Source organism: Rhizobium sophorae (genome assembly GCF_013087515.1).
Classification (GTDB): domain Bacteria; phylum Pseudomonadota; class Alphaproteobacteria; order Rhizobiales; family Rhizobiaceae; genus Rhizobium; species Rhizobium sophorae.
On the sequence record NZ_JABFCN010000051.1, the window covers coordinates 97,856 to 116,021 of the forward strand.

General features: G+C 60.6%; 18 protein-coding genes. 16 read left to right on the forward strand and 2 right to left on the reverse strand.

What is annotated here, in order from left to right; genetic code table 11:
* Positions 1-345 precede the first annotated feature (345 nt).
* The 12 genes from G9X64_RS37170 (at position 346) to G9X64_RS29030 (ending at position 11,308) form a co-directional block, all read left to right on the forward strand.
* On the forward strand, positions 346-630 hold the full coding sequence (locus tag G9X64_RS37170) for a poly(hydroxyalkanoate) granule-associated protein (RefSeq protein WP_168308081.1): 285 nt from the start codon (positions 346-348) through the stop codon (positions 628-630).
* A 520-nt stretch (positions 631-1,150) separates the two neighbouring features.
* Entirely contained in the window at positions 1,151-1,924 is a 774-nt protein-coding gene (rfbF, locus tag G9X64_RS28980) for a glucose-1-phosphate cytidylyltransferase (protein WP_171377886.1), read from the forward strand.
* A complete protein-coding gene (gene rfbG, locus G9X64_RS28985) occupies positions 1,915-2,976 on the forward strand; it encodes a CDP-glucose 4,6-dehydratase (RefSeq protein ID WP_171377905.1) in 1,062 nt (353 codons plus the stop codon). Before rfbF ends, rfbG begins: the two co-directional genes overlap by 10 nt.
* The gene (locus G9X64_RS28990) at positions 2,973-4,208 is read left to right on the forward strand and encodes a class I SAM-dependent methyltransferase (protein WP_171377887.1); all 1,236 of its coding nucleotides are present in this window, start codon (positions 2,973-2,975) and stop codon (positions 4,206-4,208) included. The genes rfbG and G9X64_RS28990 overlap by 4 nt, the downstream gene beginning before the upstream one ends.
* Complete coding sequence (gene rfbC / locus G9X64_RS28995) at positions 4,205-4,747, forward strand: dTDP-4-dehydrorhamnose 3,5-epimerase (RefSeq protein ID WP_171377888.1); 543 nt, start codon at positions 4,205-4,207, stop codon at positions 4,745-4,747. Before G9X64_RS28990 ends, rfbC begins: the two co-directional genes overlap by 4 nt.
* On the forward strand, positions 4,744-5,988 hold the full coding sequence (locus tag G9X64_RS29000; protein ID WP_171377889.1) for a glycosyltransferase family 2 protein: 1,245 nt from the start codon (positions 4,744-4,746) through the stop codon (positions 5,986-5,988). The genes rfbC and G9X64_RS29000 overlap by 4 nt, the downstream gene beginning before the upstream one ends.
* 122 nt (positions 5,989-6,110) lie before the next feature.
* On the forward strand, positions 6,111-7,259 hold the full coding sequence (locus G9X64_RS29005) for a DegT/DnrJ/EryC1/StrS family aminotransferase (protein ID WP_168308086.1): 1,149 nt from the start codon (positions 6,111-6,113) through the stop codon (positions 7,257-7,259).
* Positions 7,260-7,290: 31 nt separating this feature from the next.
* Complete coding sequence (locus G9X64_RS29010; RefSeq protein WP_168308087.1) at positions 7,291-8,043, forward strand: cephalosporin hydroxylase family protein; 753 nt, start codon at positions 7,291-7,293, stop codon at positions 8,041-8,043.
* Positions 8,028-8,576 carry a GNAT family N-acetyltransferase gene (locus G9X64_RS29015; RefSeq protein WP_246271045.1) on the forward strand — a complete coding sequence of 183 codons (549 nt, stop codon included), beginning with the start codon at positions 8,028-8,030 and terminating at the stop codon, positions 8,574-8,576. Before G9X64_RS29010 ends, G9X64_RS29015 begins: the two co-directional genes overlap by 16 nt.
* A 1-nt stretch (position 8,577) precedes the next feature.
* A complete protein-coding gene (locus tag G9X64_RS29020; protein WP_168308088.1) occupies positions 8,578-9,303 on the forward strand; it encodes a WbqC family protein in 726 nt (241 codons plus the stop codon).
* A complete protein-coding gene (locus tag G9X64_RS29025) occupies positions 9,300-10,154 on the forward strand; it encodes a phytanoyl-CoA dioxygenase family protein (RefSeq protein WP_168308089.1) in 855 nt (284 codons plus the stop codon). The genes G9X64_RS29020 and G9X64_RS29025 overlap by 4 nt, the downstream gene beginning before the upstream one ends.
* Positions 10,151-11,308, forward strand: a complete 1,158-nt coding sequence (locus tag G9X64_RS29030; RefSeq protein WP_171377890.1) for a class I SAM-dependent methyltransferase — start codon at positions 10,151-10,153, stop codon at positions 11,306-11,308. Before G9X64_RS29025 ends, G9X64_RS29030 begins: the two co-directional genes overlap by 4 nt.
* 35 nt (positions 11,309-11,343) lie before the next feature.
* Here the strand turns inward: G9X64_RS29030 and G9X64_RS29035 are convergent, their stop codons facing one another.
* Together G9X64_RS29035 and G9X64_RS29040 are read right to left on the reverse strand one after the other, a co-directional pair.
* Positions 11,344-11,676: a hypothetical protein gene (locus G9X64_RS29035; RefSeq protein WP_171377891.1), complete on the reverse strand. Its 333-nt coding sequence runs from the start codon at positions 11,674-11,676 to the stop codon at positions 11,344-11,346.
* A 59-nt stretch (positions 11,677-11,735) separates the two neighbouring features.
* A complete protein-coding gene (locus G9X64_RS29040) occupies positions 11,736-13,343 on the reverse strand; it encodes a GumC family protein (protein WP_171377892.1) in 1,608 nt (535 codons plus the stop codon).
* A 135-nt stretch (positions 13,344-13,478) separates the two neighbouring features.
* On the opposite strand from G9X64_RS29040, the gene G9X64_RS29045 reads away from it, so the two are divergent.
* From G9X64_RS29045 to purU, 4 genes are all read left to right on the forward strand, one after another.
* Positions 13,479-14,528 carry a glycoside hydrolase family 5 protein gene (locus G9X64_RS29045; protein ID WP_171377893.1) on the forward strand — a complete coding sequence of 350 codons (1,050 nt, stop codon included), beginning with the start codon at positions 13,479-13,481 and terminating at the stop codon, positions 14,526-14,528.
* A 2-nt stretch (positions 14,529-14,530) separates the two neighbouring features.
* Entirely contained in the window at positions 14,531-15,811 is a 1,281-nt protein-coding gene (locus tag G9X64_RS29050) for a hypothetical protein (protein WP_171377894.1), read from the forward strand.
* Between the two features lie 160 nt (positions 15,812-15,971).
* Positions 15,972-16,988: an acyltransferase family protein gene (locus tag G9X64_RS29055; RefSeq protein WP_171377895.1), complete on the forward strand. Its 1,017-nt coding sequence runs from the start codon at positions 15,972-15,974 to the stop codon at positions 16,986-16,988.
* A 217-nt stretch (positions 16,989-17,205) separates the two neighbouring features.
* The gene (gene purU / locus G9X64_RS29060; RefSeq protein WP_168313470.1) at positions 17,206-18,090 is read left to right on the forward strand and encodes a formyltetrahydrofolate deformylase; all 885 of its coding nucleotides are present in this window, start codon (positions 17,206-17,208) and stop codon (positions 18,088-18,090) included.
* Positions 18,091-18,166: the final 76 nt, after the last annotated feature.

An 18,166-nucleotide genomic window follows, 5' to 3' on the forward strand; every position in this document is an offset into this window, starting at 1 on the left:
AGCGAAGACGAAGTGACCGAGTTCGATGGTCGCCGATTTTGCCGTATGTTCTTCAATGCAACCCAGGCGGATGGTTCACGCAAACTAGTTTGTTACGACCGAGTGGGGTTCGAGCTGGATGCCGCAACAGCGGCGCCGATGAAATGACGATGCAAGGTGCCCGGCCCCTCAACTCCAAACGTCATCCCCCCACGAAACAATTGTCTCTCCAGGATGGGCTTGAGTCCGAAAGGGCCGCGCTAGCTGAATTGTAGATCCAGGATCGTCCCCGCCGGAGATTGCTGGCCTCCATTGACTCCCTCACCCCAAAATGTGAACATATAGCGAACATAATGGAGTCTTGCGATGATCCGATACGCCACGTCCGCAGCCAGCAACCCCGAGCCTATAAAGGCCCGCGAGGTGTCAGCTGCCAAACCGGCCATTGAAATGCCGCCCCCGAAGCCGGTCATTGACGTAGCCGCTACGGCGCCTAGGGCCGGCCTGCTGCTGCCCAGCTCCGAGGCGGACGAGCTCGGCTCCGACCCTCAACCGAAAACCACCAAGCCAGCACGCCGTGCGGCAACAAAACGTAAGTCCAAGGTCGTCGAGGCACACGACACTTCCCTGCAGCTTAGTCTAGAGGCTTAGCCGCACGATCCGGCCAAGATATGGCGGCAGCAAACTCTCACCATAATCTATATAGCACTTCGGAAACCCGAAATTGGCTGCGGGCCTGAAATCATTGGATGTTTTTCCAGGATGACAGCCCGCGAAAGGCGGCGAATTTCGGGATCCCGAAGTGGGATTTTTTCTTCGGCCCGGCGCGCCGGGCCTTTGCCCGGGGGCAATCGGCTGGCAGTATCTGACGTTTTCCTATCAGGATCGGCCGCTTCTGGCCGCATCAATTGCGCCAGCTTGGCGCTCCTCGTAAAGCTGGAAGGACGTGCCTTCGGCCAACGGGATTTCCGAACGGCGAGCCTGTTCCATTGCTCAACGCACGGCCTGCGAAACGCGCGGCTGCCCGTTCCGACAGCCCCGCAAGCCTCGCACAAGAACGAAATCGGATACCGGGGCAAGGATGAACATACGGCCGTTCCGCCTGTAAAGAGCCCGGGCGGCTCTGTGGGTGGTCGGGAAACCTGACTAGACACTCTGGAGTTCGCTTGGGATGAAAGTCGTAATTCTCGCCGGTGGCCTTGGCTCTCGTCTTGCCGAGGAGACCAGTATCCGACCCAAGCCTCTGGTCGAAATAGGCGGCATGCCGATCCTCTGGCACATCATGAGCATCTATGCTCATCACGGGCTTAATGATTTCATCATCTGCGCCGGCTACAAGGGCTACATGATCAAGGAGTATTTTGTAAACCTTGTTCTGCACCACAACGACATCACCGTCGACCTCGCCTCCAACAGCATCAATTATCACGGCGGCACGCGGCCGAACTGGCGCGTGACTGTGGTCGATACCGGCATGCATTCGATGACTGGCGGGCGTATCGCGCGCATTCGCGACCATCTGACACCCGGCGAGCCTTTCTGCCTGACCTATGGCGACGGCGTCGGCAACGTCGATATCGCCGCCGAAGTCGCCTTCCATCGCAGCCATGGCCTCAAGGCGACGATGTGCGCGGTAACTCCCCCGGGACGCTACGGCGCCACGAATATCGAGGGGCAGTTCATCACTTCCTTCGTCGAGAAGCCGAGAGGCGACGGCCAGCGCATCAACGGCGGCTTCTTCGTGCTCGATCCTTCGGTGGTCGACCTCATCCCGGACGACGATACGATCTGGGAAGGCGGGCCACTGGAATGGCTCGCCGCCAACAACCAGCTCGCCGCCTTCAAGCATGACGGCTTCTGGCAGCCGATGGATACGCTGCGCGAGCGCAACCATTTGGAAGAACTCTGGAATTCCGGAAAGGCGCCGTGGAAGCTATGGGCCTGACGGACTTCTGGAACGGGCGGCGGGTTTTCCTGACTGGACATACCGGCTTCAAGGGCTCGTGGCTTTCCCTGTGGCTGGAGCGGCTCGGCGCAGAGCTGACCGCGGTGTCGCTGGCGCCGGAGACCGAACCGTCGCTCTATCGCAAGCTCGCTCCCTGGCACGATCGCGGCCATCACATCGTCGACATCCGCGACGCCGAGGCGCTTCTTAATCTCTCCCGGCGTTTCGAGCCGGAAATCGTCATCCATATGGCGGCGCAGGCGCTGGTGCGGCGCTCCTATGAGAACCCGGCCGAGACCTTTTCGACCAACGTCATGGGAACGGCCAATGTTCTCGACGCGATCAGGCAGACGCCCTCCGTTAAGACCGTGCTGGTCATCACCTCCGACAAGGTCTACGCCAATAACGGCAGCGGCATACCCTTCGTCGAGACCGATACGCTCGGCGGTAAGGATCCCTACAGCAATTCCAAGGCCTGCACCGAACTCGTCTGCCAAAGCTACCGCGACAGCTTCTTCAAAGGGCGCGATCTCAGGCTCGCCACGGTCCGCGCCGGCAATGTCATCGGCGGCGGCGACTGGTCGAAGGATCGGCTGATACCGGATTTCATCCGCGCCTTCGAAGGCGGAGAGCCGATCATGCTTCGTTATCCCGCAGCGATCCGCCCCTGGCAGCATGTGCTGGAGCCGCTTGGCGGTTATCTCAGCTTCGCTGAGGCACTTACGGAGCGCGGCGGGGATCTGCCGGATGCGCTGAATTTCGGTCCGCATCCCGAGAGCTTCGCCACCGTTTCCGAACTCGCCGAAGCGCTTGGACGCGCGCACCGCGTCGAAAACGTATGGCGGCTTGCGCCTGGCGAACATCTGCCGGAAGCGCCGGCGCTGACGCTGAGCTCGGCGCTTGCGCTCGACAGCATCGGCTGGCGCCCGCGCCTCAGCCTGCAACAGACCATCGACTGGACTGCCGCCTGGTACAAGGCCAACCGCGAGGGCGCAGACATGCGCGCCTTCTCGCTCGCCCAGATCGCGGCATATGAGGAAGCAATATCATGACAGCGCATAATTGCCGGTTTTGCGATGCCCCGCTGAAGCATCGTTTCGTCGACCTCGGATCGACGCCGCTCGCCAACGCCTATCTGACGGAGGAGCAGCTCGAGCAGCCCGAGCCCTCCTATCCGCTGCGCGCCTTCGTCTGCTCTGAATGCTGGCTGGTGCAGGCCGACGCCTTCGTTCCGCCGGAGGACATCTTCAGCCACTATGCCTATTTCTCCTCCTATAGCGACGGCTGGGTGGAACATGCGCGCCAGTTCACCATCATGGCACGGCAGCGTTTCGGCCTCGACGCCACATCGCAGGTCATCGAAGTCGCGAGCAATGACGGCTATCTGCTAAAGCATTTCGTCGAAGCCGGCGTGCCGGTGCTCGGTATCGAGCCGGCCGAAAACGTCGCCGACGTCGCGCGCGCCATCGGCGTGCCGACAGAAGCGCGGTTCTTCGGCACAGCGACGGCTCAGGATCTCGTCTCGCGCGGCCACGCCGCAGACATCGTCATCGGCAACAACGTATTGGCGCATGTGCCTGACATCAACGATTTCGTCGGCGGGCTTTCGGCCGTACTGAAGCCGGACGGCGTCGTCAGCGTCGAATTCCCGCATCTGCTGCGGCTAATGGAAAACATCCAGTTCGACACTGTCTATCACGAGCATTTCTACTATCTGTCACTGCTCGCCGTCGAAAAGGTCTTCGCGGCGCACGGCCTCAAAGTGTTCGACGTGGAAGAATTGCCGACCCATGGCGGGAGTCTCCGCGTACTGGCCAGCCGTGCAACATCCACGGCTCACGCAACCGGCCACGGCCTTGCCAAGGTCCACGCCGACGAGATGGCCGCCGGCTTCGACAAGGTCGAGACCTACGAGGCTTTCCAGAGCCGCGTGGCGCCGATCAAGGATGGCCTGCTCGCCTTCCTCGAACAAGCCAAACGCAACGGCAAGAAGGTCGCCGCCTATGGCGCTGCCGCCAAGGGCAACACGTTGCTGAATTTCTGCGGCGTCAGCACGGATCTCATCGAATATGTCGTCGATCGCAATCCGCACAAGCAGGGGCATTTCCTGCCGGGGAGCAAACTGCCGATCTACGCGCCGGAGAAGATGGACGAGACGCAGCCGGATTACATTCTCATTCTGCCTTGGAACATCAAGAATGAGGTCGTTGCGGCCAACAGCAGGGTCGGCGCCTGGGGGGGACGCTTCGCGGTCGCCGTGCCGGAACTGACGGTGCTCGGATGAAATTCGTTCCGACCGCGGTTTCGGGTGCCTTTGTCGTGGAAGTCGAAGCGCGCTCCGACGACCGGGGAATGTTCGCACGAACCTTCGACGCGCAGACCTTCGCGGCGCAGGGTCTCGTGCCCGTCTACCCGCAGTGCAATGTCTCGCAGAACCACAAGCGCGGGACGCTGCGGGGCATACATTACCAGGCCGAGCCGCGACCGGAGATCAAGCTGGTGCGCGCCACGCGCGGCAGGGTCTTCGACGTGGCGGTCGATCTGAGGCCGGATTCGCCGAGCTATCTCAAATGGGCCTCCGTCGAGCTCGATGCCATCAGTCACAACGCCTTCTATATACCTGCCGGATGCGCACACGGCTTCCTGACGCTCGAAGACGACTGCGAGCTCTTCTACCAGATGTCGGAAACCTACGTACCGGAGCTTGCCCGCGGCGTCCGCTGGGACGATCCCGCCTTTTCCATCGCCTGGCCGTTCACGCCGAGCATCATCAACGAGCGCGACGCCGCGCTTGAGAGCTACAGCCAGGAGACAAACCTTTGAGTGGCATCAAACTCAGCATCTGCATCCCGACCTATAACCGCGAAGCCTACCTGCGAAACGCGCTCGAGCATTGCGAAAAGTACAATTTCAGCTTTCCCTATGAGATCGTCATTTCCGACAACGCTTCGACGGATAACACGACCCAACTCGTAGAGCAGTTCATCGCCAAAGGGTTGCCGATCCATTATCACCGCCGTGCCATCAATGGCGGCTCAGGCCCGAACCTCGCTTGCGCCTTCCATCACGCAGTTGGCGAGTATTCGATCTACCTTGCCGATGACGATTTCCTCGTCCCGAGCGGCGTTGAGGCGGCTATGGCCTACCTTGACGCCAATCCTGATGTCGCCGCCTGCCACGCACCCTGGTATCTCTACGACGAGATCGCCGACCGCGACCTTCATCAATTTTATACAATCGATGGGAGCATCAAGTTCGAGCAGCGCAATTTTGCAGCGGTGTTCCAATTCATCTGCGAGCGCCATATCTTCCCGGAGATCGGCATCTATCGCGCTTCGGCGCTTCGCTCCTCCTGGGTTCCACGCGATTTCTGCTTCTGGGCCTTCTCCTATCTCGCGCATTTCGTCGATCAGGGTGCCGTCGCCTTCCTGCAGCAGCCGTTCTACCGCTCGGTCGCCGTGTCTTCGATCGCGCCGAACCGCCAGCAGGCCGGCAATGACGACGTCATGACCTCCTGGGACAAATATCGCGGCGGCCTCGAATATTTCCTCTATATCGGCTCTAAGCGTGGCAATCTCGCCACGACCCGCGAAGCCCGTATCGTCTTCGAGGAGCTCTGCAAGGTCTTCACGCTCAACCGCATGGCCGTCGCGTTCCGTTTCTGGGCGCAACGGAAGGATTTCATCAAGGCCTACGAACTCTATACACGCCTGGCGATCGGCGGCATGCCCGACCATCCCGAAGTCATCCGTATCCGCAACTCGCTGCCGCTGATGGTGGCGATCCAGACACTTGCCTATCAAGTCGGTGCGACGCAGGGCATCAGTCGGCTGATGCTCAGCGGCGTTGCCGACAGACGCTCGATCGAGGAGATGCTGCGCGATCTCGGCCTGCCGGGGGAAGTTGACGTCGTCGAGGAAACGGCGGGCCATGATGCCGACCTGACGAAGCACACCGCGGTTTTCATCGCCGACGCTGCGCGCCACGGCGAATTCGTCGCGCTCGGATACAAGCCGAACCTGATCTTCAGCGAGCAGGATCTCATCCAACACGTGATCATTTGAGGTGGGATGGTCGCGCGGAATTCTTCGATCAACGCTAAGCCTCGCGCCAGTTTCATGCGTTAGTCAGTTTTAATGTGCCCCGGCTTTACGAGTCCCAAGCCCTCATCCCAAGAGAATAAGGCATGACGAACAGAATATTCTACACCAAGCCATCGATCACCGAGCTGGAAACCGGTTATGCCGCCGATGCGGCCGCAAACGGCTGGGGCGCGCGCTGCTACGATTACATCAATCGCTTCGAGCGTGAGTTCGGCGCCTATCTCGGCAGCGGCTTTGCGATCGCGACGTCGAGCTGCACCGGCGCGATGCATATGGGGCTTGCCGCACTCGGCATCGGCCCCGGGGACGAGGTGATCCTTGCTGATACGAACTGGGTGGCGACCGTGGCGCCTATCATGCATCTCGGCGCGAGCCCCGTCTTCGTCGACGTCCTGCCCGATACATGGTGCATCGATCCCACCGCAGTCGAGCGCAGCATCACGCCGCGCACGAAGGCGATCATCGCCACGCACATCTACGGCAATCTCTGCGACATGGATGCATTGATCGAGATCGGCAAGCGTACCGGCATCGCCGTGATCGAAGACGCGGCCGAGGCGATCGGTTCGGTCTGGCACGGCCGCCGCGCCGGCTCGATCGGCACCTTCGGCACCTTCTCCTTCCATGGCACCAAGACGCTGACGACAGGCGAAGGCGGCATGTTCGTCACCAGCGACGCCGATCTCTATGAAAAGGTGCTGACGCTCAGCAATCACGGCCGCGCCCGCAGCCAGAAGAAACAGTTCTGGCCGGACGCGATCGGATTCAAATACAAGATGTCGAACATCCAGGCAGCGATCGGCTGCGCCCAGCTGGAGCGCATCGAGGAGCTCGTCTCCCGCAAACGGGAAATTCTCGCCGCCTACATGGTGCGCCTCTCGACACTCAACGGCATCAGCATGAATCCGGAATATACTGGGACGATCAACGGCGCGTGGATGCCGACGGCCGTTTTCCACCCTGCCACCGGCATCAACCGCGAAATGCTGCAGCAAGCCTTCGAAACCGCCAATATCGATGCGCGCGTCTTCTTCCATCCGCTTTCCAGTCTTTCGATGTTTGCGGAGAAGCCAGCCAACGTCAACGCCTGGAGCATTCCGGAGCGGGCGATCAACCTGCCGAGCTACCACGACATGAGCAAGGCCGACATCGACCGCGTGGCAGAAACGCTGATCTCAGTTGTACGTAGCCATCAGGACAATAGCGCCGTTCGCCTCCATAAGTCGGCCTGAGCGCAGAATATACAGAAGGTTTCCGAGAGTTATGACCACCAAGGACGATCGCCTCGAATTCGAAGCTCAGAAACGCGAAATGGCGCTTGCGCTTGGCAAGGACGAAGATGCCTTCCAGCAGGCGCTGAACACGCTGGTAGCGCTCGACAAATATGACTACGCCTACCTCTGGTCATGGATGGGCGTGCCGATCATCCAGATGCCGGCTGACGTAATGGCCACCCAGGAAGTGATCTGGAACACCAAGCCTGACGTCATCATTGAAACGGGCGTGGCCCGCGGCGGCTCGATGATCTTCATGGCTTCGCTGCTGAAGGTGATCGGCAAGGGCAAGGTGATCGGCGTCGACATCGACATCCGCGCCCACAACCGAGACTCCATCGAGAAGCACCCGCTTTCGCCCTTGATCACGTTGATCGAAGGCCCGTCGACGACGGCAGAGACGCTTGCCAAGGTCAGGGCCGAGATCCCGGCCGGTGCTTCTGTCATGGTCGTTCTCGACAGCGATCATAGCCGCGACCACGTTCTCGACGAACTGCGCTGCTATGGCCCGCTGGTCACCGAAGACCAGTACATCGTCGTTGCTGACACCCTGCTCGGCCGTGGAGACCTGTCGCAGACGCCGACCAAGCGCTCGAAAATCTGGTATCCCGGCGACGAGCCCTATGCGGCGCTCAACACATATCTCAAGGAGACCGACCGTTTCGAAACCGATGAGGCGCTGAACGGTAAGCTGGTGCTTTCCAGCTCGCCGGGAGGATATCTCAAATGCGTCCGCAAGTGATGGAGAGCCATGCTCCACACCAGGCGTCGGTTAGACTGCGCCCGGTGGTGGATGGCGACCGGCCATTGCTCTTTTCCCTCCGCCGCGACAGCGCGCTGCAATCACTCCTGCTGACGGTGGCCGATGCTACCGATGATGCGGCGCTCGACGCCTGGATCGAACGGCGGCGCAGCGAGACGGGCGGGGCATTTCTCGTCATCGAGGATCAGACCAGCGGCAAGGCCGCCGGCTACGTGCAGATCACCCAAGTCCATCTCCGAAATGCGACCGGCTACGGCGGCCTCGTTCTGGCGGAGGGGACGCGCGGACTCGGGTTCGGACGCGCGGCCCTTGCCGAACTTGCGCTCCATGCCTCTCGTGTGCTTGGCCTTCGCAAGCTAATGGCCGAAATCGACATCGATAATGCCGCCTCTGTCGGGCTACATTTGTCGCTCGGCTATCGCGAGGTCGGTCTTCTAGAAGCGCATTTCACCGACGCCAATGGCATAACCCGCGACGTGTTGCTGTTTGAGCGACGACTGGAGGATGAGTAACATGACTGCTGTGGTCATTACCCAACCGATGCTGTTCCCCTGGCCGGGCTTCTTCGAACAGCTCATGATCGCCGATAGCTATATCTATCTCGACGATACGCAGTTTTCGAAGGGCAGCTTCACTAACCGCATCCAGCTTCTGCGCGGCAACGATCGCTGCTGGATGACGATTCCACTCGCAGGCAAGGGCAGCTTTCAGAAGATTTCCGAACTTGCGGCGGCGGGCGACGACTGGCAGGCAAGCCACCGCGTACAGTTACGCCAGTCGCTGCTTGGCGCACCTTTCATCGACGATGCGCTCTCGATCTTCGACAGCGTCTATCGCCATTCCTCCTTGCTGGAGCTGCTGATCGCCAGCATCGAGGAACCGGCCCGCTATCTCGGCATCGGCAAGAGCCGGAAGATAGAAAAGACCAGCGAGATGGGCGTCGAGGGTATCTCCTGGCAGCGTGTGCTCGATATCGTGCTGAAGGCCGGCGGCACCCGCTATCTCACGGGTCACGGCGCGGCAAACTATATGGACCACGTGGCCTTCGAACGGGCCGGCGTCCAGGTGGAATACATGAACTACAGCCGCACACCCTGGCCTCAGCCAGTCGGCCCGTTCACGCCATATGTTTCGGTACTCGATCTTATCGCCCGAACGGGCCCGGAGGCGCGTAACTGTCTCATCCCGGCCACGGTAGCGTGGCAAGACTTCCTGAAGGAGGAAACGGTCACATCATGACAAACGCAAAGATCACCGACAGCCTGCGCGCTGATTTCGACACCAAGGGCTACCTCGTCATGCCGGGCTTTTATGATCCAGCCGCTGACATTGCGCCGATCCAGGAGGGTATCCGTCAGGTCCTCGAATTGATCTGCAGGAAGTATGGCGTCGACGCGCCGACCGAAACCACGCATGACGCAATGACGATCGCCTATCCGAAACTGATCGCCAAGAACCGGGCGTGGGGCGGCGAGGTTTATGACGCAATAAAGCAAATCCCCGCCTTCATGCGTCTCGTCACCAACATTACCAATGACGAAGCCTTCAAGGCACTGCGTCCGGACAGTGTTCCAGGCATTGCTGCCGGAGGCTACGGCATCCGCATCGACAACCCGGGCGAAGAAAAGTTCCGCGCTCAGTGGCATCAGGAATTCCCCGGCCAACTGCGCAGCGTCGACGGCGTCGTCTTTTGGACGCCGCTTCTGCCAGTCACGCAGAACATGGGGCCAGTACAAATCGCCGACGGCTCGCATGCAGAAGGCTTGGTTCCCGTTTACGAGGACGATGCCGGCGCCGGCAAGACGGGCGCCTACGCGTTGCATCTCGACCGAGCTGAAGAGCGCCTCGCCCGCTACAAGCACGTCGCGCCGCTGACAAACCCAGGTGACCTCGTGCTAATGGATTTCCTGACGCTGCACCAGTCTGGTCACAACGTCTCGACCACGCCGCGCTGGAGCATCCAATTCCGTTATTTCAATTACCTCGAGCCGATTGGCATCCGCATCGGCTGGAAGGGCTCGTTTGCCGCCGGAGTCAAGTTCGCCGACGTGCTTCCGGAGCTTTCCGTTCAACGTGAGGCCGCCGAATGACGGTTTGCCGCGTCTGTGGAGGGAAGATTGCGGAGCCGGCCTATGAAGCGCCGGCACCCGCCCTCACCTCGATCATGACCCTTCTCGACATTCATACGCGCGTCTACGTCTGCAACGGATGCGGCCATGCGCAGTGCGACGAAATTCCTGATATCGAAACATTCTACGATACCGGCTACCGCATTTCGCTGGGCAGCGAGGGCCAAGACCAGATCTTTGCGGTCAAGCCCGATGGCACTGTTATTTACCGGACGGACCATCAGGCCGAGATTGCGCGCAATCTGCTTAACCTTCCGGAGAGAGCGAAGCTTCTGGACTACGGCGCGGCAAAGGCCGATACGCTGCGCAAGATCGTCGCCAAGCGGCCCGATATCGAGCCCCATGTTTTCGATATTTCCCGCGATTACGCTTCAGCCTGGAATGGCTGGATCGCGCCGGATGCGCAGGCGGCCTATGAGGTACCGGCAGCATGGGACGGCCGCTTCGATGCGGTGATGAGCCATTTCGTCATCGAGCATGTGGCCGATCCGGTCGGTTTCGTCCGCAGGATACACAAGCTCCTAAAGCCGCGTGGCACGCTACTGCTTTCGATGCCCGACGCTTCGGCCAATCCTGGCGATATGACGGTTGCGGACCATGTCAATCACTTCAGCGAGGCTTCGCTGCGCCGGGCGCTGGCCGCCGGCGGTTTTGAAATGTCCGTGATCGACACAACGTCCTTCCCTGGCGCCTTTTTTGCCGTTGCGGTTCGTAGCGAAACACCAGTCAGGCAGGAGCAGGACGCCGCTCTCGTCCAGCAAGCCGTCGAGCGCGGGCTGGAGATCTGCGATTTCTGGCGAGCTTCAGCTGCCTGCCTCGAAAAACAGGCCGACACCTTCCGCGGGCGCAAGGCCGCCATCTATGGCGCGGGCTTTTATGGAAGCTGGATCTTCAGTCGTGTTGGCAAAGATGTCGAGCTGACCGCGTTCCTCGACCAGAATCCAAACCTACAGAACGCAATGCATTTCGGCCATCCGGTCATTGCACCGACTGCAATTGCCGATGATGCCGAGGCGTTGTTCATCGGCCTCAATCCGCTGAAGGCGCGTGCAGCGATCGGCAACATGCCGTACCTGCAGAAGCCGGGTCTGGAACTGATCTGGCTGGAAGCCTGAAAGCGATCAAGCCGGGGCGCTTTCGATTCCGGCGTTCACCGCACCGGCTGGTAGTGGCCGCGGAGCGGAACTTTGCCACCCGTGGTAACGAAGCCGTCGCGTTCGCAGACATACATCAGCGTCGGCATGCCGCCCGAGCGGAAGATCTCGTCATAACGACGGCGAATCTGAACGGTTTCGGTGCGACAATTGTAGGATTCCTCTTCCTTCTTGTCCGGCTGCGCCTTGACGCCGGGAAGACCCTTGTAGGGATAGAGGGGTTGCACGCCCGAATCGAGGGACTTCGTCCAGTCGACGGCAAAGGCGGACGCCGGGGCAAAGCCTGGCACGGCAACGAGCGATATCAGAAGCATCATCAATAGCCGCATGGCAACTCTCCCGCCGGCGATAGGCCGCTTCCCCGATGTAGGAAAAGCGACGACCGTCATCAAGCGGCCGCAGCGGGCGGTTTCCTGAAATAACTTCTGATCACGGGATGACCGAAGAGGCCGGCAAGGATCGCAAAGCCGGCGCCGACGACAAAACCGGCAAGAAAACCGCCGATGACGCCGGCGACCAGCAGGATTTTCTTTCCCGGACCGTCGGCCTTGACCGGAGGTTCGGCCGGCGAGATGACGCGAATGTTACTCTGGTTGAGGTTCTGCTCCTCGCTCGTCTGGCTGGAGCGCTTCAGCACCGTCTCGTAAATATCGCGCGCCGCAGTCGCCTTGCGCTGCAATTCGTTCAATTCCACCTGCTTGTCCGACGAACTCGCGTGCAGCGCCTTCTGCACGGCAAGCTCCTTGGCGATGCTGTCCTCGGCGGCCTTGGCCTGCTCGTATTCGCCCCTTGCCGAGGTGGCGAGACGCTGCAATTCGCCCCTGATTTCGACTGATATGCTCTGCAGCGACGAGCGGGCCGCCTGCAGGCGCGGATGACGCGTACCCATTTGGCTTTCGAGGCTGCCGACAGCGGCGGCCTGGGTAGCATATTGCTGACGCAGGCTGACAAGTGGCGAGGTGACGCCGCCCTCTGCCTGATTGCCGGCGACGATGTCCTCGACGCGGAGGTTAGCGACAGCATCGGCGCGCGCCTTCGCCTGGATGGTCTTTTCCTGAGCCGTCACTAGCATCGTGTTCAGCGAAACGAGCCGCTGGTCGGAAATCAGATTGCCCTCGGTCGCGGCCATGTCGTTGTCGGCGCGGAAGGTTTCGACAGCCTGCTCGGCCTCCAGCACGTTCTGGCGCAGGTCGTTGAGGCGTCCATCGAGCGTAGACGAGGTGTTTTCGTAAATGCCGTTCGAGGCGCTGTTCTCTTCCTCGGTGAAGGAGGTGACGACCTGGTTGGCAAGCCTTGCGGATTTTTCGGGATCGTTGGTCGTGGCAGCAAGCGAGACGACATAGGTGCTGGCCTCACGGGTGATGACCAGCGCCTTCTGCAGAGTGCCGATCACGGCAGCGCCATCCGTCCGGCCGCCGGTGAATTCGGGATCCTGGTCGAGCTTCATCGCCTCGACGACGCGGCGGAGCACATTGCCCGAGGTCAATATCTGCACTTGGCTGTCGATCAGAGCCGAGATCATTTCCGGCGAGGGCCCCGACGATTGCGCGCCGGCATCGGCAAGGCCGATCTGGCGCGGATCGAAATAGAGGCTGCTGACGGCCGTGAATTTCTGGGCGATGAGCGGCGCCACCGCCCCGCCGGCGAGGGCTCCGAGAAGCGCCAGGCCAAAGACGATCAGCCGCCGGCTCCAGATCGCGGCGATACTCGAGCGGAGGTCGAGAAGCGGTGCGGCAGGCGCGGACTCTGCCTTCGGCGGCGCGTCCACGACAGGCTGTTTTTCAGGCGGAGGCGCCGGACGCTCATATGGGCGGGTTTCCGCAATGCTTGCCGGCGGCACGTAGGGGGGCGGGGCGGGTTCGGGCGATGGCCGGACGAAATCATCCGGGCGGATGACAGGACTGCGCATGCGCACGCCTTCCGGCGCGGTCTGAGATGGCTCAAAACTGCGCCAGCCAGGGAGCCGGCTTACCCTGTTCCTGTCATACTGGTTCATACGCGTACTCGTGTCCTGCCCAGCGTGAAAGACTGAAGCCGAGGTGCCGATACTTTAGAAATTCTTAGCTAACGGACCGTTAAAATAAGCTCAGCGACGCCGATGTTGCGATTTGCCGCGATAGCGAGGATGCCCATGAAGACGAGACGACATCTGACAGCGCTGCTGCTTGCGGCCGCTCTGATCGCGTCGCCGGCCCTTGCGACTGAGGCGCCCTGCTACCGCGGCGTCAATTTGTCCGGCGGCGAATATGGCGAACGCGGCGGCACCTACGGCACCAACTACACCTATCCGAGCGAAGACACGATTGGCTATTTCGCCGAAAAGGGCATGACGATCATCCGGCTGCCCTTCCGCTGGGAACGGCTGCAGCCCGCACTCGGCGGGCGGCTCGACGACGACGAGCTCAAGCGGATCAAAGACACCGTCGGCCTGATCCGCAAGCACGGCATGGCCGTTCTGCTCGATCCGCATAATTTCGGCTATTACGACAAGGTGCAGGTCAGCACGGCGCCGGCGACGGACTCCGCCTTCGCCGATTTCTGGGCGAGACTCGCCGTCGAATTCGCCAATCAGGAGGGCATTCTTTTCGGCCTGATGAACGAGCCGCACGACATCAAGGCAACGGACTGGCTCGATGCCGCCAATGCGGCCATCCGGAGCATCCGCGCGGCGGGCGCGCGCAATCTCATTCTCGTGCCTGGCACTGCATGGAGCGGGGCTCACAGCTGGGAAAAAGATGTGATCGGCGGCGCCAACGGCACGGTCATGCTCGGCGTGCGCGATCCGCTCGACTTCTACGCCTTCGAGGTCCACCAGTATCTCGATATCGATTCTTCCGGAACTCATCCGACCTGCGAAGGCGCTGACGCCGCGGTCGAGGCGATCGCCGGCGTGACCGCCTGGCTCAAACGGAACCACAAGCGCGGCTTCCTCGGCGAATTCGGCGCCTCCACCGACAGGGACTGCATGAGCGGGCTGACGAAGATCTATGCCACCATGTCTGATAACAGCGACGTCTGGCTCGGCTGGTCCTATTGGGCGGCCGGCGATTGGTGGCCGGCGAACGAGCCGTTCAACGTCCAGCCGCGCAAGGGTCCTGAGCGGCCGCAGATGCGGCTTCTTGCCGAGGTGGCAAAAGCCGGTGCCGGCACTTGCTCCGCGGTCAAGCCTGTGGGGAAATGAGCATGGCAGTCGTCGATCAGAGGACAGCAACATTCACCGTAGCCGGCAACCGGCTCGATGCCGTCCACAAGGCATCGCGCACCGATCATACGGTGCTCTGGCTCGGCCTGCTCTCCGTGCTCTACAACGGCATTCTCGCCTTCATCAACCACAACATCGTGCCGCTCTCGATGACGCATGTCGCCGCCAGCGAAGGCCTGATCATGGCGAGCGCCATCATCTATATCCTGCACAGGGGGATCTACGAGACCGACCTTCCGGCCTTCCTGTTCCTGCTGTTCACGCTCATCGTGACCATTTATGTCAGCGTGCTCAACCGCATGCTGTTCATCGATCACTTCCGCAACGTGCTGATCATCTTCTGCTTTACCGGACTCGGGGGCTGGAGCAACGAGAAAACGATGAAGCTCGCCTTTCGCTGGGCAAGCCTTGCCGTCCTGATCTTCCTGATCTTCGAGATCGTCAGCGTGCCGTTCTATGTCAGCATCGTCCACCCGTCCGATTATTTCGCCAATACACGCGGGCTGCTGCCGCTGAGCTATAATACGACGGGCCTCTTCCAGAACGCGCTCGGCTTTCCCGAGCGCTTCTCATTCGGCATTATCGACCACCGTTCCTCGTCAATCTTTCTCGAGCAGGTGTCGCTTGCCAATTTCTGCGGCGTGATCGCCGTCTACCTGATTTCTATGTGGGAGAAGCTCAGCCGCTGGGACCGGCTGCTGATGATCGGCACGGCCGTGCTGATCCTGGTGACGAACGACACGCGCACGATGCTGATCTTCTGCTTTGCCTGCATCGTCGGCTATTTCATCTTTCCGAAGATCCCGAAGAATTTCAATCTGGCGCTGATGCCGCTGATCGTCGCCGCGGGCTTCCTCGTCTACGTCCTGAAACCCAACGCGACCGGCGACAACTTCACCGGCCGCATCAACCTGACGATGAAGAAGATCATGGAGCTCGATCCGCTCGCCGTCCTTGGGCTTTCGGTCGACCGGGTCGCCGAATTCGCCGACAGCGGCTATGTCTACCTGATCTATGCGGCGACGATCTTCGGCGTCATCGCCCTGTGGCTGTTCGTCTGCCTTTTTCCCGCCGGGCGCACGGCGGCGCAGCGGCGCTGCGCCCATTCACTTTCTCTTTTCATTTTTCTGAATATGATGATCGGAGGAACCGCGGTCTTCTCGATGAAGATTGCCGGTCTCCTGTGGTTCGTCGTCGGATATATGCGTTTCCACGATAGCCCGCGCATCCGGCAGGATCGTCCGGCAGATGTATTGAGTTGATCGCAGCGGCGCCTGTCCGTGCGAGCCCTAGAACAGGATGATTTTAGGCCGGATCGGCCTAAAATCTGAATCCTGTTCTCAATTAAAGAGTTAGAGCATGATGTCGTCCGAAAACCGCTGCACACTTTTCGGCATCATGCTCTAGGGAGCAAGACGCTCGATGCTTGTCCAGCTTCAATATCTGCGCGCCATCGCGGCGCTGATGGTCGTCTATTTCCACGCGGTATTGCAGCTTGCCAAGGTCAATCCCGCCGTCGACGCCACCGCCTTCGTCTATGGCGAAACCGGTGTCGACATCTTCTTCGTCTTGAGCGGTTTCGTGATGTGGCTGACGACGAGCGGACGCACGATGAGCCCGATCGATTTTGCCCGCCGGCGCATCAAGAGGATCGTGCCGCTCTACTGGCTGGCGACGCTGTTTTCGGCGACCGTGGCGCTGGTCGCCCCGTCATTGCTGAAATCGACGGTGTTCGACCTGCCGCATCTCATCGCCTCGCTGTTCTTCCTGCCATGGGCAAATCCCGCCGATCCCAGCACGATCACGCCGGTGGTCGTTCCCGGCTGGACGCTGAATTACGAAATGTTCTTCTATTTCGTCTTCGCGCTGCTATTGCCGCTACAGGAAGTTCGGCGCATCCCGGCGATGTTTGCCGTCTTTGCCGTCATCCTGATCACCTGCCAGCTGCTGCCGGAAACGACTATGACCCGGTTCTACCGCGAGCCGATCATGCTGGAATTCCTCGCCGGTGTCGTGCTCGGCTGGCTCTACGGGCAGAAGGTGCTTCTGCCGAACCGCTGGGCTTGGGCGGCTCTTGCCATGGGCTTCGCGTTTCTCGTCATCAACGAGGCGCTGATGCCACCGGAAAGCCGGTTCTATGCCTGGGGAATCCCGGCGATCTTCATCGTCTACGGCGCGATCTCCATCGACTTTTCCAGGCTGCCGGTGATCGGATGGTTGAACTATCTCGGCGACTGCTCCTATAGCATCTATATCACCCACGCCTTCACACTGGCTTTTCTGAGGGTCGCCGCCGATCGCCTGCCGATCGGCATCCTGCAGCAGCCGGTGCTCTTCGTGATCGTGTCGCTGGCGCTCTCCTCGATCGGCGGCGCCATTATCCATGAGATCACCACGCCACGCCGGAAAGCGGCCGTGGCGAGCCGCCCGCCGGCCTAACTTCAGCACCGAAGGCGAGAATACGCATCCAAGCGGCGCTGACGGTACAGTTTTTTGCGCAAGTTCTCCTAAGCTTCAGACTGAGCAATGAGAGAACTTGCACAAACGTGATGGTTTCTCTTGCAATTGTCGCATGAATGAAAGTGCGCCGGCCTGTTCGCGGCCCGGGCTTTGATCTAAGCACAGCGGCGGCCTTGGAGAGGGAAGAGGGAAAGACATGACAAGTTACGTATTGACGGTATCCTGCAAGTCGACGCGCGGCATCGTGGCAGCGATTTCGAGCTATCTGGCCGACAAGGGCTGCAACATCGTCGATAGTTCGCAGTTCGACGATCTCGATACCGGCAAATTCTTCACGCGGGTGAGCTTCATCTCGGAGGAAGGCGTGCCGCTTGCCGAACTCAAGGAAGGCTTCGAGCCGATCTGCAAGCGGTTCGCCATGGAAGCCGAGATCCATGACGGCAGTGCCCGCATGAAGGTGCTCTTGATGGTGTCGCGCTTCGGCCATTGTCTCAACGACCTGCTCTACCGCTGGAAGATCGGCGCCCTGCCGATCGATATCGTCGGCGTCGTCTCCAACCATTTCGATTACCAGAAGGTCGTGGTCAACCATGACATCCCCTTCCACCACATCAAGGTGACGAAGGAGAACAAGCTGCAGGCCGAAGGCCAGATCATGGATATCGTCGAGCAGACCGGCACGGAGTTGATCGTGCTGGCGCGTTACATGCAGGTGCTTTCGGATGCGATGTGCCAGAAAATGTCGGGGAAGATCATCAACATCCACCATTCCTTCCTGCCGAGCTTCAAGGGCGCCAATCCTTACAAGCAGGCTTACGGCCGAGGCGTGAAGCTGATCGGCGCGACGGCGCATTACGTCACCGCCGATCTCGACGAAGGCCCGATCATCGAGCAGGACACGGCGCGCATCACCCATGCGCAGTCGCCCGACGACTATGTCTCGATCGGCCGCGACGTCGAAAGCCAGGTGCTGGCGCGTGCCATCCACGCCCATATCCATCACCGCACCTTCCTGAACGGCAACCGCACCGTGGTTTTCCCGGCAAGCCCAGGCGGCTACGCCTCCGAACGCATGGGGTGAGCGCAGTCCTGCATCTCTTTTGCTGGCAAACGACAATCCCCGTTGCCTGCCAGCGGCAAGTACTTGATTATCTCGT

What these genes read in the sequence shown, in the direction of transcription:
- G9X64_RS37170 (WP_168308081.1), top strand. Translation starts at nt 346, where the DNA reads ATGATCCGATACGCCACGTCCGCAGCCAGCAACCCCGAGCCTATAAAG.
- rfbF (WP_171377886.1), top strand. Translation starts at nt 1,151, where the DNA reads ATGAAAGTCGTAATTCTCGCCGGTGGCCTTGGCTCTCGTCTTGCCGAG.
- rfbG (WP_171377905.1), top strand. Translation starts at nt 1,915, where the DNA reads ATGGGCCTGACGGACTTCTGGAACGGGCGGCGGGTTTTCCTGACTGGA.
- G9X64_RS28990 (WP_171377887.1), top strand. Translation starts at nt 2,973, where the DNA reads ATGACAGCGCATAATTGCCGGTTTTGCGATGCCCCGCTGAAGCATCGT.
- rfbC (WP_171377888.1), top strand. Translation starts at nt 4,205, where the DNA reads ATGAAATTCGTTCCGACCGCGGTTTCGGGTGCCTTTGTCGTGGAAGTC.
- G9X64_RS29005 (WP_168308086.1), top strand. Translation starts at nt 6,111, where the DNA reads ATGACGAACAGAATATTCTACACCAAGCCATCGATCACCGAGCTGGAA.
- G9X64_RS29010 (WP_168308087.1), top strand. Translation starts at nt 7,291, where the DNA reads ATGACCACCAAGGACGATCGCCTCGAATTCGAAGCTCAGAAACGCGAA.
- G9X64_RS29015 (WP_246271045.1), top strand. Translation starts at nt 8,028, where the DNA reads ATGCGTCCGCAAGTGATGGAGAGCCATGCTCCACACCAGGCGTCGGTT.
- G9X64_RS29020 (WP_168308088.1), top strand. Translation starts at nt 8,578, where the DNA reads ATGACTGCTGTGGTCATTACCCAACCGATGCTGTTCCCCTGGCCGGGC.
- G9X64_RS29025 (WP_168308089.1), top strand. Translation starts at nt 9,300, where the DNA reads ATGACAAACGCAAAGATCACCGACAGCCTGCGCGCTGATTTCGACACC.
- G9X64_RS29030 (WP_171377890.1), top strand. Translation starts at nt 10,151, where the DNA reads ATGACGGTTTGCCGCGTCTGTGGAGGGAAGATTGCGGAGCCGGCCTAT.
- G9X64_RS29035 (WP_171377891.1), bottom strand. Translation starts at nt 11,676, where the DNA reads ATGCGGCTATTGATGATGCTTCTGATATCGCTCGTTGCCGTGCCAGGC.
- G9X64_RS29040 (WP_171377892.1), bottom strand. Translation starts at nt 13,343, where the DNA reads ATGAACCAGTATGACAGGAACAGGGTAAGCCGGCTCCCTGGCTGGCGC.
- G9X64_RS29045 (WP_171377893.1), top strand. Translation starts at nt 13,479, where the DNA reads ATGAAGACGAGACGACATCTGACAGCGCTGCTGCTTGCGGCCGCTCTG.
- G9X64_RS29050 (WP_171377894.1), top strand. Translation starts at nt 14,531, where the DNA reads ATGGCAGTCGTCGATCAGAGGACAGCAACATTCACCGTAGCCGGCAAC.
- G9X64_RS29055 (WP_171377895.1), top strand. Translation starts at nt 15,972, where the DNA reads ATGCTTGTCCAGCTTCAATATCTGCGCGCCATCGCGGCGCTGATGGTC.
- purU (WP_168313470.1), top strand. Translation starts at nt 17,206, where the DNA reads ATGACAAGTTACGTATTGACGGTATCCTGCAAGTCGACGCGCGGCATC.